Raw genomic sequence first — 16,724 nt, forward strand, 5'->3', positions numbered from 1 at the left:
CCGCGCGGTCATGCCGACGCCCTTGGCGGCTTCGATCAGCGCGGGATCGATGCCGTTGAGACCGGTGATGCCGTTGCGCAGCACCGGCAGCATCGAATAGAGCGCCAGCGCCAGCATCGCCGGCAGGAATCCGAAGGCGGAGAAGGAAACGCCGAACCAGGCCAGCGTGACGGAAGCAGCTAGCAGCAGCAGCGGATAGAACAGCGCAAGCAGCGCCAGCCCGGGCACGGTCTGCACGATGCTGGCGAACGCGAGCAGCATGCCGCGCGGCGCCGGGCGGTTGCGCGTGAGGATTGCCAGCGGCAGGCTCACGGCAAGGCCGAGGGCGAGCGCGGCGAGACTCACCCGCACATGGTTGCCGAGATAGTCGGGCAGATGCGCCAGCGCCTCGCCCCAGCGTGGGTCGGCGAGGAAGCTCATGCCGCCCCGCTCTGCGGCAACAGCGCATTCAACCGCTCGACCTGGCGACGCGGCGTTCGCAGCAGCTCCAGCACGTAGGCGTCGTCGCTCTTGGTGAGCTCGTTGGGCGTCCCTTGCGCGAGCAGCCGTCCACTGCGCATCACCGCGATGCGGTCGGCGAGCAGGATCGCCTCCGTCATGTCATGCGTGATCATCACGGTGGTCAGACCGAGCTTGCGATGCAGCGAACGATAGTCGTCGCCGAGCGCGTCGCGGGTGAGGGGGTCGAGTGCGCCGAACGGTTCGTCCATCAGCACGATGCGGGGCTTTGCCGCGAGCGCCCGCGCCACGCCGACGCGCTGGCGCTGGCCGCCCGAGAGCGCGTCCGGCAGCCGGTCGCGATGCGCAGCGCGGTCGAGCTGTACGAGCTCCAGCAGCTCGTCGACGCGCGCTGCGATATCCGCCGCCGACGCACCCAGCAGTCTTGGTGTGATCCCGATGTTGTCGGCGACGCTCAAATGCGGAAACAGCCCGCCGCTCTGGAAGACGTAGCCGATCCGCCGCCGCAACGCGACCGGATCGACATTCCTCACGTCCTCGCCGTCGACCGTGATGGTGCCGCCGTCGGCTTCGATCAGCCGGTTGGCAAGCCGCAGCAGGGTGGTCTTGCCGGAACCTGAGCCACCGACGATGGCCAGAAATTCGCCTTGCGCGATGTCGAGCGACAAATCGTGGACGGCCCTGAGCGCACCGAAGCTCCTGGTGACCCGGGCGTAGCTGATGGCCAGCTTGGAGGACATCGATGGCAGACTCGCTCTTCCCTAACCCTGCCTCAGCGAAGGGGCAGCACACGCGAGCCCATGCGTAGCACGCTTACCGGGCCGATTGAACTTGGCCGCGCGAGCGGCTAAGGCATCGGCCCGAGTTCGGAGGAAGCATATGTCGACGCCCACGGCGGTGGCGCTGGAGGATACCAAGGTCGCGTTCCGCCTCGGGGACGGTCGGGTCTACACGGCGGTGGAGAAGGCGCATCTCGCGGTGGCGCAGGGCGAGTTCGTCGCCATCGTCGGTCCGACCGGCTGCGGGAAATCGACGCTGCTCAACGTGGCCGCCGGCCTGCTGAAGCCCGCTGCGGGCAGCGTCACGATTTTCGACCGGCCGCTGACGGGGCTGAACCGGGATGCCGGCTACCTGTTCCAGGCCGATGCGCTGTTCCCGTGGAAGACCGCCCTCGACAACGTTGCGATCGGGCTCGAGGTCAAGGGCACGCCGCGTGCAGAGGCGCAGCCGCGGGCGCAGAAATGGCTTACCTCCGTCGGCCTCGGTGCCTTCGCGAACCGCTATCCGCACATGCTCTCGGGCGGCCAGCGCAAGCGGGTGGCGCTGGCGCAGGTGCTGATCCGCGATCCCAGGATCCTGCTGATGGATGAGCCGTTCGGGCCGCTCGATGCGCAGACCCGCCAGGTCATGGGCAACCTCCTGCTCGACCTCTGGAACGCGGACCGCAAGGCGGTGCTGTTCGTCACCCACGATCTCGAAGAGGCGATCGCGCTCGCCGACCGCGTCGTGATCATGTCGGCGGGACCGTCCTCGCGCATCATCGGCGATTGGCGCGTGAGTCTGCCGCGCCCGCGCGACATCTTCGAGGTCCGGCTCGACAAGGCGTTCCATGAGCTCCATCGCGAGATCTGGGGCGTGCTCAAGGACGAGGTGATGAAGGGCTACGCGCAATCCGCGCAACCGGCGGAGGCGGTCTGATGTCGCGCCCGACGCTGCTTGCGCTTCAAATCCTGGTCGCCGTCGTCTGCATCGTGCTGTGGCAAGTGCTGTCGACCGTCCCCGTGTTCGGCAAGATCCTGCTGCCGCCGTTCTTCTTCTCCAACCCGTTCGACGTGTTCAGCCAGATCGTGAAATGGTTCTCGTCCGGCGTGATCTGGAAGCATCTCGGCATCACATTGACGGAGTCGATCCTCGCTTTCGTGATCGGATCCCTCGGCGGCGTGCTGGTCGGCTTCTGGTTCGCGCGCCAGCCGCTGGTGGCTGCGGTGTTCGACCCCTACGTGAAGATGGTCAACGCGCTGCCGCGCGTCGTGCTGGCGCCGATCTTCGCGCTGTGGCTCGGGCTCGGCATCTGGTCCAAGGTCGCGCTCGGCGTCACCCTGGTGTTCTTCATCGTCTTCTTCAACGTCTATCAAGGCGTGAAGGAAGTCAGCCGCACCGTGCTCGACAACGGCCGCATGCTCGGCATGAGCGAGCGGCAGTTGATGCGGCACGTTTATTGGCCGTCGGCGCTGTCCTGGATGTTCTCCTCGCTGCACACCTCGGTCGGTTTCGCGGTGGTCGGCGCGGTCGTCGGCGAGTATCTGGGATCGGCGGCAGGGCTCGGCTATCTGATTCAGCAGGCCGAGGGCATCTTCGACGGCATGTTCGTGCTGTCGGCCTTCGTCATCCTGATCGACTTCGGCGTCACGCTGGTCGAGCGTCGCCTCCTGGTGTGGCGGCCGACCGCGTCTGACGGGCGCGGCTAGGCTGCGGCGGTCTCGATCGAATGGGCCGAGGAGCGCTTCTCAAGCCAGCCTCGCTGCTCTATGGTGCCGCCGGCCGAACGGAGTAAACCAATGAAGAACACGATTGCCAGGCTCGCCGGCGCGCTGCTCGCGCTGACGCTCACCACCTCGCTTGCCGCGGCGCAAAGCAAAGTGACTATCGCTGTCGGCGGCGGCTCTTGCCTATGCTACTTGCCCACGGTGCTGGCCAAGCAGCTCGGTGAATACGAGAAGGCCGGCCTCAATGTCGAGCTCGTGGACCTCAAGGGCGGTTCGGACGCGCTGAAAGCCGTGCTCGGCGGCAGCGCCGACGTGGTCTCTGGCTATTTCGACCATTGCGTCAATCTCGCGGCCAAGAAGCAGGAGCTCCAGGCTTTCGTGGTCTATGACCGCTATCCCGGTCTCGTGCTGGTGGTCGCACCCTCGCGCACCAACGACATCAAATCGGTCAAGGATCTCGCCGGCAAGAAGGTCGGTGTGAGCGCGCCGGGCTCCTCCACCGACTTCTTCCTCAAATACATGCTCAAGAAGAACGGGCTCGATCCCGCCGATACCGCCGTGATCGGGGTCGGCCTCGGCGCCACCGCAGTTGCCGCCATGGAGCAGGGCCAGATCGATGCGGCCGTGATGCTCGATCCATCCGTCACCGTGCTTCAGGGCAGCCACAAGGATCTGCGCATCCTCTCGGACACCCGCACCCAGAAGGACACGCTGGAGACCTTCGGCGGCGAATATCCGGGCGGCGCGCTGTACTCGACGGTGGCCTGGATCAATGGTCACGAGAAGGAGACGCAGGCGCTCACCAATGCGATCCTCGCGACGCTCGCCTGGATCCACTCGCACTCGCCCGAGGAGATCATGGCGAAGATGCCGGAGCAGGTGGTCGGCAAGAACAAGGATCTCTATCTCGCCGCGCTGAAGAACACGATCCCGATGTTCTCCGAAACGGGCAAGATGGATCCGAAGGGCGCCGACGCCGTGCTCGCGGTGTTCAGCGTCGGCTCGCCCGAGGTCGCGAACGCCAAGATCGACGTCAGCAAGACCTTCACCAACAAGTTCGTCGATCAGGCCAAGAAGACGACGGGGAATGCCAAATAGCTGACGCGAAGATGCGGTATCGTCCCTCATGACGACACCAATCATTCATCGCGTCACGACGCTCGATCTCGCCGTTCGGCCGGGAATGTGGCCGTTCGCGGAGGAGCGCCGCGCCGAGATCGCGGCGCATTTCGCCGAAAAGCAGCGCGAGCGGCCGAAGATCTGGAATGGCCGCATCCTGCTCGGGCGCGACCCCGTATTTGCGGGCGGCCATCTCGCCGCGACGTACTTCGAAACCGATTTCGCCAGCTTCCTCGCCTGGCGCGACTGGGGCTTTCCCGATACGGCCGTGTTCAACGGTTTCGGCATGGGCGCGCTGCGGGCCTCCGACGGCGCCTTCGTGATGGGCGAGATGGCGCCGCACACCGCCAACGCCGGACGCATCTATTTCCCGTCGGGCACGCCCGACCTCGGCGACGTCAGGGATGGCGCCCTCGACATTCCCGGCAGCGTCGTTCGCGAGATCGCGGAAGAGACCGGGCTGACCGCCGACGACTACGCGGCGGAGCCGGACTGGCACTGCGTCGTCTCCGGCCGCGCGATTGCGATGATCCGGATCCTCAACCTGGACATGCCGGGCGACGAGGCCCGGGCCCGGATCGAAGCCAATCTCGCGCGCGAGGCCGAGCCTGAACTGTCGGCCATCCATCTCGTGCGCGACATGGGTGATCTCAGGCCGTCCATGCCGCGATTTGTCACGGCTTTCGTCGAGCGCCAGTTCGCCACGCGCTGATGCGCGAGGCTTGACATCGCCGCGCTCAACCCATGTGATGGGCCAAAAGCAAAAGCAACGACAATGCGATGCACAATCGTCCAGGGAGGTTTTGATGCGCCTGCGCATGGCTACCCGTTTGGTACGTGGGCTGTTGGTCGCGATATCAGCGACAGGCTTGGCGGTGTCCGCCGAGGCCCAGGAGAAGAAGCTCAAGATCGGTGTCATCTACGATCTGACCGGCCCGCTCGCCGGCGGCGGCTCGGAGCTGCAATATACCGGCGCAAGAATCATGCTGGATCAGTACAGCGCGAAGGATGTCGAGGGCTACAAGATCGAGGCGATCTATGCCGATGCTCAGAGCAAGCCGGACGTCGCCATCAATGAAGCGATCCGTTTGATCGAGCAGGAAAAGGTCGACATGCTGCTCGGCTTCTTTTCCTCGGCGCAGTGCGTGCCGGTGGCAGCGCGCGTCGAGCAGCTGAAGAAGTTCATGTGGATCACGACCTGCATTTCGTCCGCGGTGCTGGAGAACAAGAACTACAAATACGTGTTTCGGCCGCAGGCCTCCGGCGATCAGTTCGGCATGATGACGATGGACTTCATCGCGCAGAACACGAAGGAAAAATTGGGCAAGGATCCGAAGGACCTGCGGGTCGCCATCATCCATGAGGACGGCGCCTACGGCGTCGACGTCGCCAAAGGCAATGAAGCCGGTGCCAAGAAGGCCGGTTTCAACATCGTGCTCAGGGAAGGCTATTCGGCCACGGCCCCGGATTTGTCCGCGCTGGTCACCAAGCTGAAGCGGGCCAAGCCGGATGTGATCTTCCACACCGGCTACAATCCCGACATCACCCTGTTGCTCCGGCAAGCGCGCGAACAAGGGCTGAAGTTCGGTGCGCTGGTGGGACATGGCGCCGGCTACGGGGTCTATGAGAAGCTGAAGGAAGGCCTGGGCGCCGATGTAAACTACTTCTTCAACACCGATCCGATCTCGATCTGGCTCGCCAACCAGAAGAGCATGGATCCGAAGCTGCCGCCGATCATCAAGGCGGTTGGCGAGGAGTTCGACAAGCGCAAGCCGGGCGTCGCCATCCGTTCGGCTCATGTCGGCATGGCTGCGTCCAACACCTACCTGTTTCTGACCGACGTGCTGCCGCGAGCGATCAAGAAATATGGCGGCATAGATCCCGACTCCCTGCGCAAGGCAGCACTCGATACCGACATACCCGAAGGCGGCACCATGCTCGGCTTCGGCGTCAAATTTCACGGCGAGGGCTCGCCAATGGCCGGCCAGAACGAGCGCTCGTTCCCCGTCGTAATCCAGTACGTCGACGACAAGTCCTACGTGGTGTGGCCCAAGAGTCAGGCGCAGCGCGAGGCCGTGCTGCCGCTGCCGAAAGGCACCACCTACAGCAACCAGTAGCGGCGGAGAGCGGCGGTGCTGGAAGTGAACGGGCTGGTGAAGCGGTTTGGCGGCTTCACCGCCGTGAATAACGTGTCGTTCAGGGTCGACCAGGGCGAGATCCTCGGCCTGATCGGCCCCAACGGTTCGGGCAAGAGCACGATCTTCAACATGCTCTCCGGGACACTGGCGCCGACTTCAGGTTCGATCCTGTTTGCCGGCCACGAGATCGCGGGCCTTCCGCCGCACCGGATCATCAATCGCGGCATCGGCCGCACCTTCCAGATTCCGCGCCCTTTCCGTCGCCTGACCATCTTCGAGAACGTCGTGCTCGCCGGCTTCTACGGCCAGGGCCGCCACAGTCGCGCCAAGGCCGAGGAAGCGGCCGAGCGCGCGCTGGCGATGGTCGGCCTGCCCACCGATCGCCATGCCAGTGTCGATGGTCTCGGCGCTGCTGGCCTGAAGAAGCTCGAACTCGCAAAGGCGCTCGCCACCGCGCCCAAGCTGCTGCTCGCCGACGAGAGCCTCGGCGGTCTCGACGAGGCCGAGATGGACCAGGCGGCTGACATGCTGCGCAACATCCGAGACGAGCTCGGCATCACGATCATCTGGGTCGAGCACATCATGGGTGTGCTGATGCGGGTCGTCGATCGCGTCATGGTGCTCGATCACGGCGAGAAAATCTCGGAAGGCCTGCCGAGCGCGGTCGCCGGTGATCCGCGCGTGATCGAGGTCTATCTCGGCACCGATGCCGAGACCACGCAGGCCGCGGCCGCCGAAGCGCGCCGCCGCGCGGGAGGCTAGCCGATGCTGGAGCTTCGCGGCGTCAATGCCGGCTATGGCACGTTCCAGGCGCTGTTCGATGTCAATATCGACGTGAGAGCCGGCGAAGCCGTCGGCGTCATCGGCCCGAACGGCGCCGGCAAGACCACCTTGATGCGCGTCATCTCCGGCCTGATCCGCCCCTCGCGCGGGTCGGTCAGGATGGAAGGTGTCGACGTCGTGACCACCCCGGCGCACAAGATCGTCAGCCTGGGCATTGCGCATGTGCCGGAGAACCGCCGGCTGTTCCCGCAGCTCACGGTCGACGACAATCTCAAGATGGGCGCCTTCATGAAGGAGGCGCGCGGGCACTATGCCGAGCGGCTCGACGTCGTGTTCGAGCTGTTTCCGCGCCTGAAGGAACGCCGCCACCAGATGGCCGGCACCATGTCCGGCGGCGAGCAGCAGATGTGCGCGATCGGCCGCGCGATGATGTCCAACCCGAAGCTGCTGCTGCTCGACGAGCCCTCGGCGGGCCTTGCGCCGGTCGTGGTGCAGCAGGTGTTCGAGCTGGTGAAACGGATCCGCGCCAGCGGCCTGACCGTGCTGATCGTCGAGCAGAACGTGCAGCAGGTGCTGAAGGTGGTTGACCGGGCCTATCTGATCGAGGCGGGCACGATCCGCGCGTCCGGCACCTCGGCCGAGATGCTGGCGAGCGACACGGTCAAGGAAGCGTATCTCGGGGTGTGACGGGCATGCAGGCGTTCCTGGACGTATTCGACATCTACCTGCTGGAGGCCGTGATCAACGGCATCCTGCTCGGCGGCGTGCTGGCGCTGCTCGCGCTCGGTCTTAATCTGATCTTCGGCGTCATCGACGTCACGTGGATCTGCTATGCCGAGCTCGTGATGATCGGCATGTACGGCATGTACTTCATGGTGCAGTATTACGGCGTCAGCTATTTCGTCGCCGCGCCGTTCACCATCCTGCTGGTCGCGGCGCTCGGCGCGGCGCTGCACTATCTCGTGATCGCGCCGCTGCTCACGGCGCCGCCGATCAACCAGCTGCTCGCGACCGGCGGCGTGCTGTTCGTGCTCCAGAGCTTTGCCACGGTGGCCTTCGGCATCGACTTCCGCAATCTCGGCATCCGCCTGCCGGTGCTCGTCTTCGGTGACATGAACTTCAGCTACGCACGGCTTCTGTCCTTCCTCGCGGCGCTGGTCGGCATGGTCGCCGTCTATCTGTTCATGACGCGCACCTTCACCGGCACCGCGATCCGCGCCATCTCGCAGGACCGGCAGATCATGGCGCTGATGGGCGTCGACACCAGGCGGATCTACCTCATCACCTCGGCGCTCGGCGGCGCGCTGGCCGGGCTCGCGGCCTGCCTCCTGGTGCTGCAATACGATGTGCATCCCTTCGTCGGCCTCTCCTTCGGGCCGATCACCTTCCTGATCTGCGTGCTCGGGGGCCTCGGCAATTTCATCGGCGGCTTCATCGCCGCCTTCGTGTTCGCGGAGATCATCTCGCTCGGCGGCCTGTTCTCCGATCTCGAATGGGGCTATGTGCTCGCCTTCGCCTTCTTCATCGTCATGATGTTCATCCGGCCCGCGGGCCTGCTTGCGAGGCGCCGATGATGGGGCAGGGACGGCTTGCAGCCTGGGGGGTAGGCCTGGCGGCGCTGATCGCGCTGCCCTTCGTCTATCGCGATCCCTATCATCTGCACATTCTGGTGCTGATCCTGATCTGGTCGTTCGCCTACACTTCCTGGTCGATGATGGGGCGGTTCGGCCTGGTCTCGCTCGGCCACGGCGGCTTCATGGGCATCGGCGCCTACGTCACTGCGCTGCTCTGGAATCATCTCGGCCTGTCGCCCTGGATCGGCATTCCCATCGGCATGGTTGCGGCGGGAGCGCTGGCGCTGATCGTCGGCTATCCCTGCTTCCGCTTCCGCATCACCGGCCACTATTTCGTGCTGGTGACGCTGGCGCTGTCCGGAATCGTGCTCCAGGTCATCACGGCGACGCGCGACTATACCGGCGGTTCGCTCGGCTATACCCCGAACCGTGCGTCGGGCAACAAGCTGCTGGCGCTGCAATTCGACGACAAGATCACCTGGTACCTGATCGCGCTCGCGGTCTGGCTTTTCGGCATCGTGGTCTGGCACTTGGTCGATCGCAGCATGGCGCGCTATGCGCTGGAGGCGATCTCGGAGGACGAGGACGCCGCGGCCGCCGCCGGCGTCGACGTCACTGCGGAGAAGCTGAAGATCACGCTGCTCAGTGCGGTGATGACGGCGCTCGCCGGCGCGATCTACTGCCAGTACCAGATGTTCATCACGCCGGACACCGTCAGCGGCATCGCCGTGTCGCTCCAGATGGTGTTTGCCGCCATCGTCGGCGGGCTGTTCGTCTCGCTCGGCCCGACCGTCGGGGCCATCATCACCATCCTGCTGGCCGAAACGTTGCGCATCGGCTTCGGCACCAAGGCGGTCGGCTGGGACAATCTCGTCTACGGCGTGCTGCTCGTGCTCTTCATCATATTCCTTCCCAAGGGTATCCTTGGTAGCTTGCTCGACCGACTGAAGCCGCAACGCAAGGTGCCCCGCGCTCATGAGCAAGATGCCGTCCAAATCGCTCGCCCAGGAACTTGACCGCTACATCACGCCATTCCGCCATGACGGATCGGGCAAGTTTCACCTCAAGGACCACAAGACCGACGAGAGGGGCGATCTCGACAAGGAGAAGGCGCAGGCGATCCTCGATGACAACAAGAAGCGGCTGACCGGGTTTCAGGAGAAGCTCTACGCCCAGGACCGCTGGTCGCTGCTGATCGTATTCCAGGCCATGGACGCCGGCGGCAAGGACAGTGCGATCAAGGCGATCTTCGAGGGCATCAATCCGCAGGGCTGCGAGGTCCATGCCTTCAAGGCGCCGAGCAGCAAGGAGCTCGACCACGATTTCCTCTGGCGCCACGCCGTGGCGCTGCCCGAGCGCGGCCGTATCGGCATCTTCAACCGCTCCCACTACGAGGAATGCCTGGTGACGCGCGTGCATCCGGAGATCCTCGCCAAGGAGAAGCTGCCGCCAAAGCTCGTGACCAAGAACATCTGGAAGGAACGGTTCGAGGACATCTCCGCCTTCGAGCGCTATCTCTCCCGCAACGGCACCGTGGTGCTGAAATTCTTCCTCAACATCTCCAGGGAGGAGCAGCGCAAGCGCTTCCTCGACCGGCTGGAGGATCCGGCCAAGCAGTGGAAATTCTCCATGGGCGACATCGAGGAGCGTGCGCTGTGGCCGCGCTACCAGGCGGTCTACCAGGACATCGTCCGTCATACCGCGACGCCTCATGCGCCGTGGTACGTCGTGCCCGCCGACCACAAATGGTTCGCTCGCGTCGTGATCGGCTCGGTGATCAACGCGACGCTCGAAAAGCTCGACCTGCGCTTCCCCCGCGCCGACAAGGCATCGCTGCAAGAGTTCGAGCAGGTGCGACAGGCGCTGGAGAAGGAGGAGAAGGGGGGCAGGAAGCGGGCAGGGTGACGGCGAGAGGCGGCCGAACCCGGTATGCGACAACGAAAAGTACGAAAACAACCCCATGCACAGTAGCCCGCGCCAACAAAATCAATGGCTTGGCGGGGGGCTTGTGCTCTACGGATTTGACGAAGCCGTTTTGACTCGTCGGGCAAAACAGGGGCATGATGTCATCATCGCTACTGCCGGGTAGGTAGGCGAGGCAACCATTGTTTACCGCGGAGGGACCGGCGGGCACGGCGTACTGGCGCCGTTGCCCACCCCGAAGCCTTGCCCAGGTTTGCTCTCGACCCTCTCAATATCCGCGAGCCCACCAGTAGCAGAACCGCTCGACATTGGCGGGAAGCGTGGTCTCGTAATTCGCCCACTTCTCATATTTCGGCAGCTTCACCTCCTTCATCGCGTTGTCGAAGCACTTGCCGGCGTCGGCCGCCTTCTTCACCTCGGCCGAGAGATCCTCCATGTAGGCGATGTGATCCTCGATGTCCTTCTTGGTGCCGAGGCGACCGCCGGCATAGGGATGGCCGGGGATCATCCGCTCCCAGTCGAGCGACGCCAGCTTCTTCAGCGAGGCGATATATTCCAGCGGCGAGGCGTTGTCGGGAATGTTGCGGAACTGGACCTGCTCGATCGGGGCGAAGTCGACCACGAAGACGAGCTTCTCCTTCGGCAGCCGCATCACCAGCGAATTGTCGGAGTGATTGCGGCCGACATAGTTCAGCTCCAGCGTGGTGCCGCCGAGCGTGATGCTCTTCTTGTCGTCCACCACCTGATCCGGCATCACGACGTCGGCGAGCAGCGATTTCTGCTTCTTCAATTCCGCGAAGCGCTCCTTGACCCGGCGGTGGGCGACGAAGGTGGCGCCGAGATCCTTGAAGGGCTGGCCGCCGGCGATGTGGTCGTAATGATGATGACTGTAGACCACGTATTTGATCGGCTTGTCGGTGACGGCCTTGATCGCGTCGATATAGGGCTTGGCGGGGCGCAAATAGGAGATCGGATCGGTGGCGATGACGCCCTGCGGCGTGACGATGAAGATCGACTGATGGCCACCGTAGCGGAAGATGTAGACGTTGTCGGTGCCGTCGACTTTCCTGGTCGAAGTCTGCGGCGGGTTTTGTGCGGCTGCGGATCCCAGCGAGGCGATGAGCGCTACCAGCGCGGTGAGGCAAATCGATATCTTCATGTCTGGCTTTCTGAAAATGATGGACGGCGGGCGAGGTATCCTCGTCATCACAAACGCTGCCGGGAAGGTTTTATTCCGCTGCATCGGGTCGCAGGCCACAGCGACCCGGGGAACCCGCGGCCAATTGTGATCCTCCGCGACTTTGATGCCGCTTGACAGTTTTATGTCGGAGGAGGACCATACCGCTGGTCGCAAACAAGCGACGCGTAACGTCCACCTCATGAGCAAGGGGAGGTCTATGACTCCACCTCCGCAAATCCAGCCGCGTTAATTGCGATGGAGCTCGTTCGGACTATCGCATAGCGGCAGAAACCGCGAACGGCACGCCGGGACAAGGTTTAGAGGGCTGCATCAGTGAGGCAAAGCCCCTACCTTCCCGGCGCTGTATTTTGTGGCACCTTGACTTTTGATCGTGTCGGATGGCCGCGACGAGGCTGCCGCGACAGGCATCTTTGACCTCCTGCTTTCCCTTTCCTCATCGCAGTTCCGCCATGGCCCGAAAGGTCTTTGGCGCATCACAGCGCTTGGCCGGGGCCTAGGCTGTCCATCCTGCACTGCGGCAAATGCCAAGAGAATGTCGCCTCGGAGGCCAACTTCCGACACAGGGCCGGGGCGAATAGCTGCATCCGACATGACGCATGTGCTTCGGCGGTGACGGTCCCGCCGCCCCCGGGGCTTTGGCATTTTTCAAGGAATCCGCGTGTCGCATAAGCTTGCCCCGGCGCTCCTCGCCGCTCTCTTCCTCGCGATCTCGTCTCTCTCCGGCGCCAGCGCCCAGACGCCTGCGCCGGCGACAATTCATGGTGCCGCACTGTCCCCCGAGGAGGCCACGCGCGCACTGGAGACGCTCCAGGACGAGAAGAAGCGTGCGCAGATGATCGACACGCTGCGCGCGATCGCGAATGCGTCCGGTCAGCAGCAGGCAGGGTCGCCGGCGTCCGAGCCAAAATCCCCGATCCCGCTGGCGGCCGACGGCCTCGGCGCGCAGCTCCTGCTCACGGTGTCGGAGGAAATCGGCGAGATCTCGGGCGAGATCGCCGGCATGGCGCGGACACTCACGCATTTCCCGGCGTTCTATTACTGGATCGTGCGGACCGCGAACGATCCCGCAGCCTACAACCTCCTGATCGAGATCGCCTGGAAGATGGCGCTGGTGCTCGGCTGCGCCCTTGCGGCCGAGTGGGTGATTTTCCGCCTGATCCGCCGTCCGGTCGCGTTCCTGGAAGGACGCGTGCCGCAAACCGTGCATCTGTCGGCACAGGTGCTCCCCATCGCCGACCCGCCGTCATCTGTGGCCGATGTGACTCCCGCACCGGAGCTGAACAAGCGCCGTCATAGCCTTGCGCGCGTCTGGCAGGTCGTGCTGCGGTTGCCCTTCGTGCTGGGGCGCCTCATGCTCGAATTGCTGCCGGTGGTCGTCTTCGTGGGCGCCGCCACGGCGCTGCTCGGGACCGAAATCGGCCAGCCCACGACCGTCCGCCTCGTGATCCTCGCAGTCGTCAACGCCTATGCGTTCTCGCGCGGGCTCATCTGCATGGTCCGGGCGCTGGCGGGACCGTTCGGCCTGTTTCCGGTTCGGGCCGAGACCGCAGCCTATATCGAGATCTGGGCACGCCGCATCGTCGGCGTCGGCGTCTCCGGCATCGCCTTTGCCAACGTTGCGCTGCTGCTCGGCCTGCACCGTGCCGGCTATGCCGCGCTGCTCCGCATGGTGATGCTGGTCGTGCACCTCTTCATCGTCGTGATCATCCTGCAATGCCGCCGGCAGGTCGCCGAAGCCATTCGCGCGCCGGCGGACCGGCAAGGGATCGCGGCCCGTCTGCGCAACCGCATCGCCGTGGGCTGGCACTATCCTGCCATCGCGCTCGATCTCGCGCTGTGGGCGGTTTGGGCGCTCAACATCCGCAACGGCTATTCGCTGCTGCTGCAATATTTCGTCGGCACGGCCGTGGTGGCGCTGGTCACGCGTGTCGCCATCATGCTGACGCTGAGCCTGATCGACCGCGGCTTCCGCATCAGGCCGGAGATCCTCCAGCGCTTTCCCGGTCTCGAGATCCGTGCCAACCGCTATCTGCCGCTGTTGCGCAGGATCGTATCCGGCGTGATCGCCTTCATCGGCTTCGTGGCCGTGCTCGAAGTCTGGGGCGTGGACGCGATCGTCTGGTTCTATGGCGGCCAGATCGGCAGCCGGCTGATCTCGGCCGTGGTGACGATCGGCCTTGCCGTGTTCATCGCAGCCGCGATCTGGGAGGCCAGCAACGCGCTGATGGACCGCCAGATCAACACGCTGTCGCGGGATGGCCACTATGCCCGCGCCGCGCGCTTGCGTACCTTCCAGCCGATGCTGCGCACGGCGCTGCTCTGCCTGATCGCCACGGTGGTCGGCCTCACGGCGCTGAGCGAGATCGGCGTCAATGTCGCCCCGCTGCTCGCGGGCGCCGGCATTGTCGGCATCGCCATCGGTTTCGGCTCGCAGAAGCTGGTGCAGGACCTCATCACCGGCCTGTTCCTGCTGCTGGAGAACACGGTGCAGGTCGGCGACAATGTCAGCGTGTCGGGGCTTTCAGGCGTGGTGGAGAACGTCTCGATCCGCACCATCCGCCTGCGCGCCGGCGATGGCGCCGTCCACATCGTGCCCTTCAGTGCGGTCACGACCATCACCAATGCCAGCCGTGGCGCAGGCAATGCTTCCGTCAGCGTCAACGTCGCCTACAAGGAGGACACCGACCGCGCCGGTCAGATCCTCAAGGACATCGTCGACGAGATGCGCCGCGAACCGGAGTTCCGCGCTTTGATCCGCGGCGACCTCGAACTCTGGGGCATCGACAAGGTCGACGGCGCGATGGTGTCGATCGTCGGCCAGATCCGCTGTACCGAGGCCGGGCGCTGGCCGGTTCAGCGCGAATTCAACCGCCGCATGAAGCTGCGCTTCCAGCAGAATGGGATCCAGGTCGCATCCGCGACGCAGACCATCTTGATGCATATCGCCCCGCCGGCCGACAGCGCCGTCAATCTGACGCCACGGCGGGCGGCTGGATAGACTCGACGATCTTCCCGCTTGCCTCGAAAAAGGCGTTCACCGTGACGTCACCGACGAGGCGTTCGTCTGCGCCCGACTGGCCGACCATCGACGAATCGGGTCTATACAGACTCTACATTTCCTGCCGGCACGGCATCTGGACACCGCAATAGCGCCGTTAACCTTCTTGCGCGCGACTGCCAGGCCTTTCGCGACGGTCTCGCTGCGCTGCGAGATCACAATCGAGGCCCGAGTCTCTCCGTCCTTGATCTGGATGAAGCGGTGTCCGACAATGTCCTCGGTTCAATGAGAAGCTCCTTGGGGGAATACGTGAATAGACCTGCGCGGGTCGTTGCCCAACCGACATCATCCAATCCACCCCAAGGCATGACGCTGCTGCGCGATCCCTTGCTCAACAAGGGCACCGCCTTCACGGAGTCCGAGCGCGAGACGCTCGGCCTGCGCGGCCTCTTGCCGCCCTGCGTGCTGACGATGGAGACGCAGGCCCAGCGCGTGCTCACGAATCTGCGTACGCTGCCGACGGATCTGGAGAAATACGTCGCCCTGAATGCGCTGCATGACCGCAACGAGGCGCTGTTCTTCCGCGTCGTGGTCGACAATATCGACGAGATCCAGCCGATCATCTACACGCCGACGGTCGGGCTCGCCTGCCAGAAATATGGCCTGATCTTCCAGCGGCCTCGCGGCATGTTCATCTCCTCGCGCGATCGTGGCCAGATCGCCGAGATCCTGAAGAACTGGCCTTATCCGGCCAAGCTGATCGTCGTGACCGACGGCGAGCGCATCCTCGGCCTCGGCGACCTCGGCGCCAACGGCATGGGCATTCCGGTCGGCAAGCTCTCGCTCTATTCGGCCTGCGCCGGCGTCCATCCCGAACTCTGCCTGCCTGTTGTCCTCGACGTCGGGACCAACAACGAAGAGCTTTTGAACGATCCCTATTATCTCGGCCTGCGCGAGCGGCGGCTGACGGGCGAGGCCTATGACAGCCTGGTCGACGAGTTCATGCAGGCTGCGCGAAAGACCTTTCCAGGCGTGCTGATCCAGTTCGAGGATTTCGCCAACCATTCCGCGTTCAAGCTGCTGCACAAGTACCGGGACGAGGCCTGCGTCTTCAACGACGACATCCAGGGCACCGCGGCGGTGGCGCTCGCGGGCCTGTTCTCAGGCCTGCGCATCTCCGGCGGCAAGCTCAGGGACCAGCGCATCCTGTTCCTCGGCGCGGGCGAGGCGGCGACCGGCATCGCCGATCTCGTGGTCTCCGCCATGATAGCCGAGGGTGCCACCGAGGCCGAGGCGCTCCGCCGCAACTGGCTGGTGGATTCCCGCGGTCTCGTCGTCAGCGGCCGCGAGAGCCTCTCCGGTCACAAGCTCCGCTATGCCCACACCGACCAGGCGCCGATCGCCGACTTCCTCACCGCGATCAAGACGCTGAAGCCGACGGCGATCATCGGCGTTGCCGCGGTTGGCGGCGCCTTCACGCCCGACGTGCTCCGGACGATGGCCGAGCTCAACGAACGGCCGATCGTGTTCGCGCTCTCCAATCCGACCTCGAAGGCCGAGTGCTCGGCGGAGGACGCCTATCGCTACACCGAGGGCCGCGCGCTGTTCGCCTGTGGCAGCCCCTATGATCCGGTGAAGCTCAACGGCCGCACCTTCGTGCCGCGCCAGGGCAACAACTCCTACATCTTCCCCGGCGTCGGCCTCGGCGTCATCGCCAGCCGCTCGCGCCTCGTCACCGACGAGATGTTCATGGCGGCGGCCCATACGCTGGCGGATTGCGTCGGCAAGGAGGACCTCGCGCAAGGCAGTCTCTATCCGGCCTTGCCGCGCATCCGCGAGGTCTCGGTTCGCATCGCAGCCGCCGTGGCGGATGTCGCCTTCCAGCGCGGGCTCGCCGATGGACCGGCGCCCAACGACGTCAAGGGTCTCGTCCAGTCGCAGATGTACGAGCCGAAATACTGAGCGGGGGAAGCGCACGCGCGCGAACGTCAACCGGCAGGCGCTGTCCAAACTCTGGCGCAGCGCCTGAAAATTCCGCAGCGA

The 16,724-nt window shown here is 64.6% G+C and carries 15 protein-coding genes; 12 read left to right on the forward strand and 3 right to left on the reverse strand.

The annotated features are described in order from the left end of the window. Both AX729_RS17965 and AX729_RS17970 read right to left on the reverse strand, forming a co-directional pair. Nucleotides 1-420, reverse strand: a 420-nt coding sequence (locus AX729_RS17965; RefSeq protein WP_349643758.1) for an ABC transporter permease subunit, incomplete at its 3' end; no start/stop codon positions are given. Beyond that, complete coding sequence (locus AX729_RS17970; protein ID WP_061025376.1) at nucleotides 417-1,199, reverse strand: ATP-binding cassette domain-containing protein; 783 nt, start codon at nucleotides 1,197-1,199, stop codon at nucleotides 417-419. The genes AX729_RS17970 and AX729_RS17965, both read right to left, overlap by 4 nt. 139 nt (nucleotides 1,200-1,338) lie before the next feature. Here AX729_RS17970 and AX729_RS17975 point away from each other — a divergent pair, with 139 nt between their 5' ends. The 10 genes from AX729_RS17975 to AX729_RS18020 all read left to right on the forward strand — a co-directional run bounded on the left by AX729_RS17975 (nucleotide 1,339) and on the right by AX729_RS18020 (nucleotide 10,464). Then, the gene (locus AX729_RS17975; protein WP_061025378.1) at nucleotides 1,339-2,157 is read left to right on the forward strand and encodes an ABC transporter ATP-binding protein; all 819 of its coding nucleotides are present in this window, start codon (nucleotides 1,339-1,341) and stop codon (nucleotides 2,155-2,157) included. Continuing rightward, nucleotides 2,157-2,927, forward strand: a complete 771-nt coding sequence (locus AX729_RS17980) for an ABC transporter permease (protein WP_061025380.1) — start codon at nucleotides 2,157-2,159, stop codon at nucleotides 2,925-2,927. Before AX729_RS17975 ends, AX729_RS17980 begins: the two co-directional genes overlap by 1 nt. Nucleotides 2,928-3,017: 90 nt before the next feature. Next, nucleotides 3,018-4,043: an ABC transporter substrate-binding protein gene (locus AX729_RS17985; RefSeq protein WP_061025382.1), complete on the forward strand. Its 1,026-nt coding sequence runs from the start codon at nucleotides 3,018-3,020 to the stop codon at nucleotides 4,041-4,043. Between the two features lie 28 nt (nucleotides 4,044-4,071). Continuing rightward, nucleotides 4,072-4,776, forward strand: a complete 705-nt coding sequence (locus tag AX729_RS17990) for an NUDIX hydrolase (protein WP_061025384.1) — start codon at nucleotides 4,072-4,074, stop codon at nucleotides 4,774-4,776. 94 nt (nucleotides 4,777-4,870) lie between these two features. Next, entirely contained in the window at nucleotides 4,871-6,181 is a 1,311-nt protein-coding gene (locus tag AX729_RS17995; RefSeq protein WP_061025385.1) for an ABC transporter substrate-binding protein, read from the forward strand. 15 nt (nucleotides 6,182-6,196) lie between these two features. Then, nucleotides 6,197-6,964: an ABC transporter ATP-binding protein gene (locus tag AX729_RS18000; RefSeq protein WP_061025387.1), complete on the forward strand. Its 768-nt coding sequence runs from the start codon at nucleotides 6,197-6,199 to the stop codon at nucleotides 6,962-6,964. Nucleotides 6,965-6,967: 3 nt separating this feature from the next. Further along, the gene (locus AX729_RS18005; RefSeq protein ID WP_061025389.1) at nucleotides 6,968-7,672 is read left to right on the forward strand and encodes an ABC transporter ATP-binding protein; all 705 of its coding nucleotides are present in this window, start codon (nucleotides 6,968-6,970) and stop codon (nucleotides 7,670-7,672) included. Nucleotides 7,673-7,677: 5 nt separating this feature from the next. Continuing rightward, nucleotides 7,678-8,559 (forward strand): branched-chain amino acid ABC transporter permease, encoded by an 882-nt coding sequence (locus AX729_RS18010; protein ID WP_061025390.1) that lies wholly within the window; start codon nucleotides 7,678-7,680, stop codon nucleotides 8,557-8,559. After that, nucleotides 8,556-9,575: a branched-chain amino acid ABC transporter permease gene (locus tag AX729_RS18015; RefSeq protein WP_061025392.1), complete on the forward strand. Its 1,020-nt coding sequence runs from the start codon at nucleotides 8,556-8,558 to the stop codon at nucleotides 9,573-9,575. Before AX729_RS18010 ends, AX729_RS18015 begins: the two co-directional genes overlap by 4 nt. After that, nucleotides 9,535-10,464 carry a polyphosphate kinase 2 family protein gene (locus AX729_RS18020; RefSeq protein WP_061025394.1) on the forward strand — a complete coding sequence of 310 codons (930 nt, stop codon included), beginning with the start codon at nucleotides 9,535-9,537 and terminating at the stop codon, nucleotides 10,462-10,464. Before AX729_RS18015 ends, AX729_RS18020 begins: the two co-directional genes overlap by 41 nt. Before the next feature lie 286 nt (nucleotides 10,465-10,750). On the opposite strand, the gene AX729_RS18025 is transcribed toward AX729_RS18020, so the two are convergent. Then, nucleotides 10,751-11,641 carry an MBL fold metallo-hydrolase gene (locus tag AX729_RS18025; RefSeq protein ID WP_061025395.1) on the reverse strand — a complete coding sequence of 297 codons (891 nt, stop codon included), beginning with the start codon at nucleotides 11,639-11,641 and terminating at the stop codon, nucleotides 10,751-10,753. A 700-nt stretch (nucleotides 11,642-12,341) separates the two neighbouring features. Between AX729_RS18025 and AX729_RS18030 the strand changes: the two genes are divergently transcribed. Both AX729_RS18030 and AX729_RS18035 read left to right on the forward strand, forming a co-directional pair. Next, nucleotides 12,342-14,681: a mechanosensitive ion channel domain-containing protein gene (locus AX729_RS18030; protein ID WP_061025397.1), complete on the forward strand. Its 2,340-nt coding sequence runs from the start codon at nucleotides 12,342-12,344 to the stop codon at nucleotides 14,679-14,681. A 309-nt stretch (nucleotides 14,682-14,990) separates the two neighbouring features. Then, nucleotides 14,991-16,643: an NAD-dependent malic enzyme gene (locus tag AX729_RS18035; protein WP_283807807.1), complete on the forward strand. Its 1,653-nt coding sequence runs from the start codon at nucleotides 14,991-14,993 to the stop codon at nucleotides 16,641-16,643. The last annotated feature ends 81 nt before the right edge of the window (nucleotides 16,644-16,724 follow it).

The organism is Bradyrhizobium sp. CCH5-F6, from assembly GCF_001556045.1.
Taxonomy (GTDB): domain Bacteria; phylum Pseudomonadota; class Alphaproteobacteria; order Rhizobiales; family Xanthobacteraceae; genus Bradyrhizobium.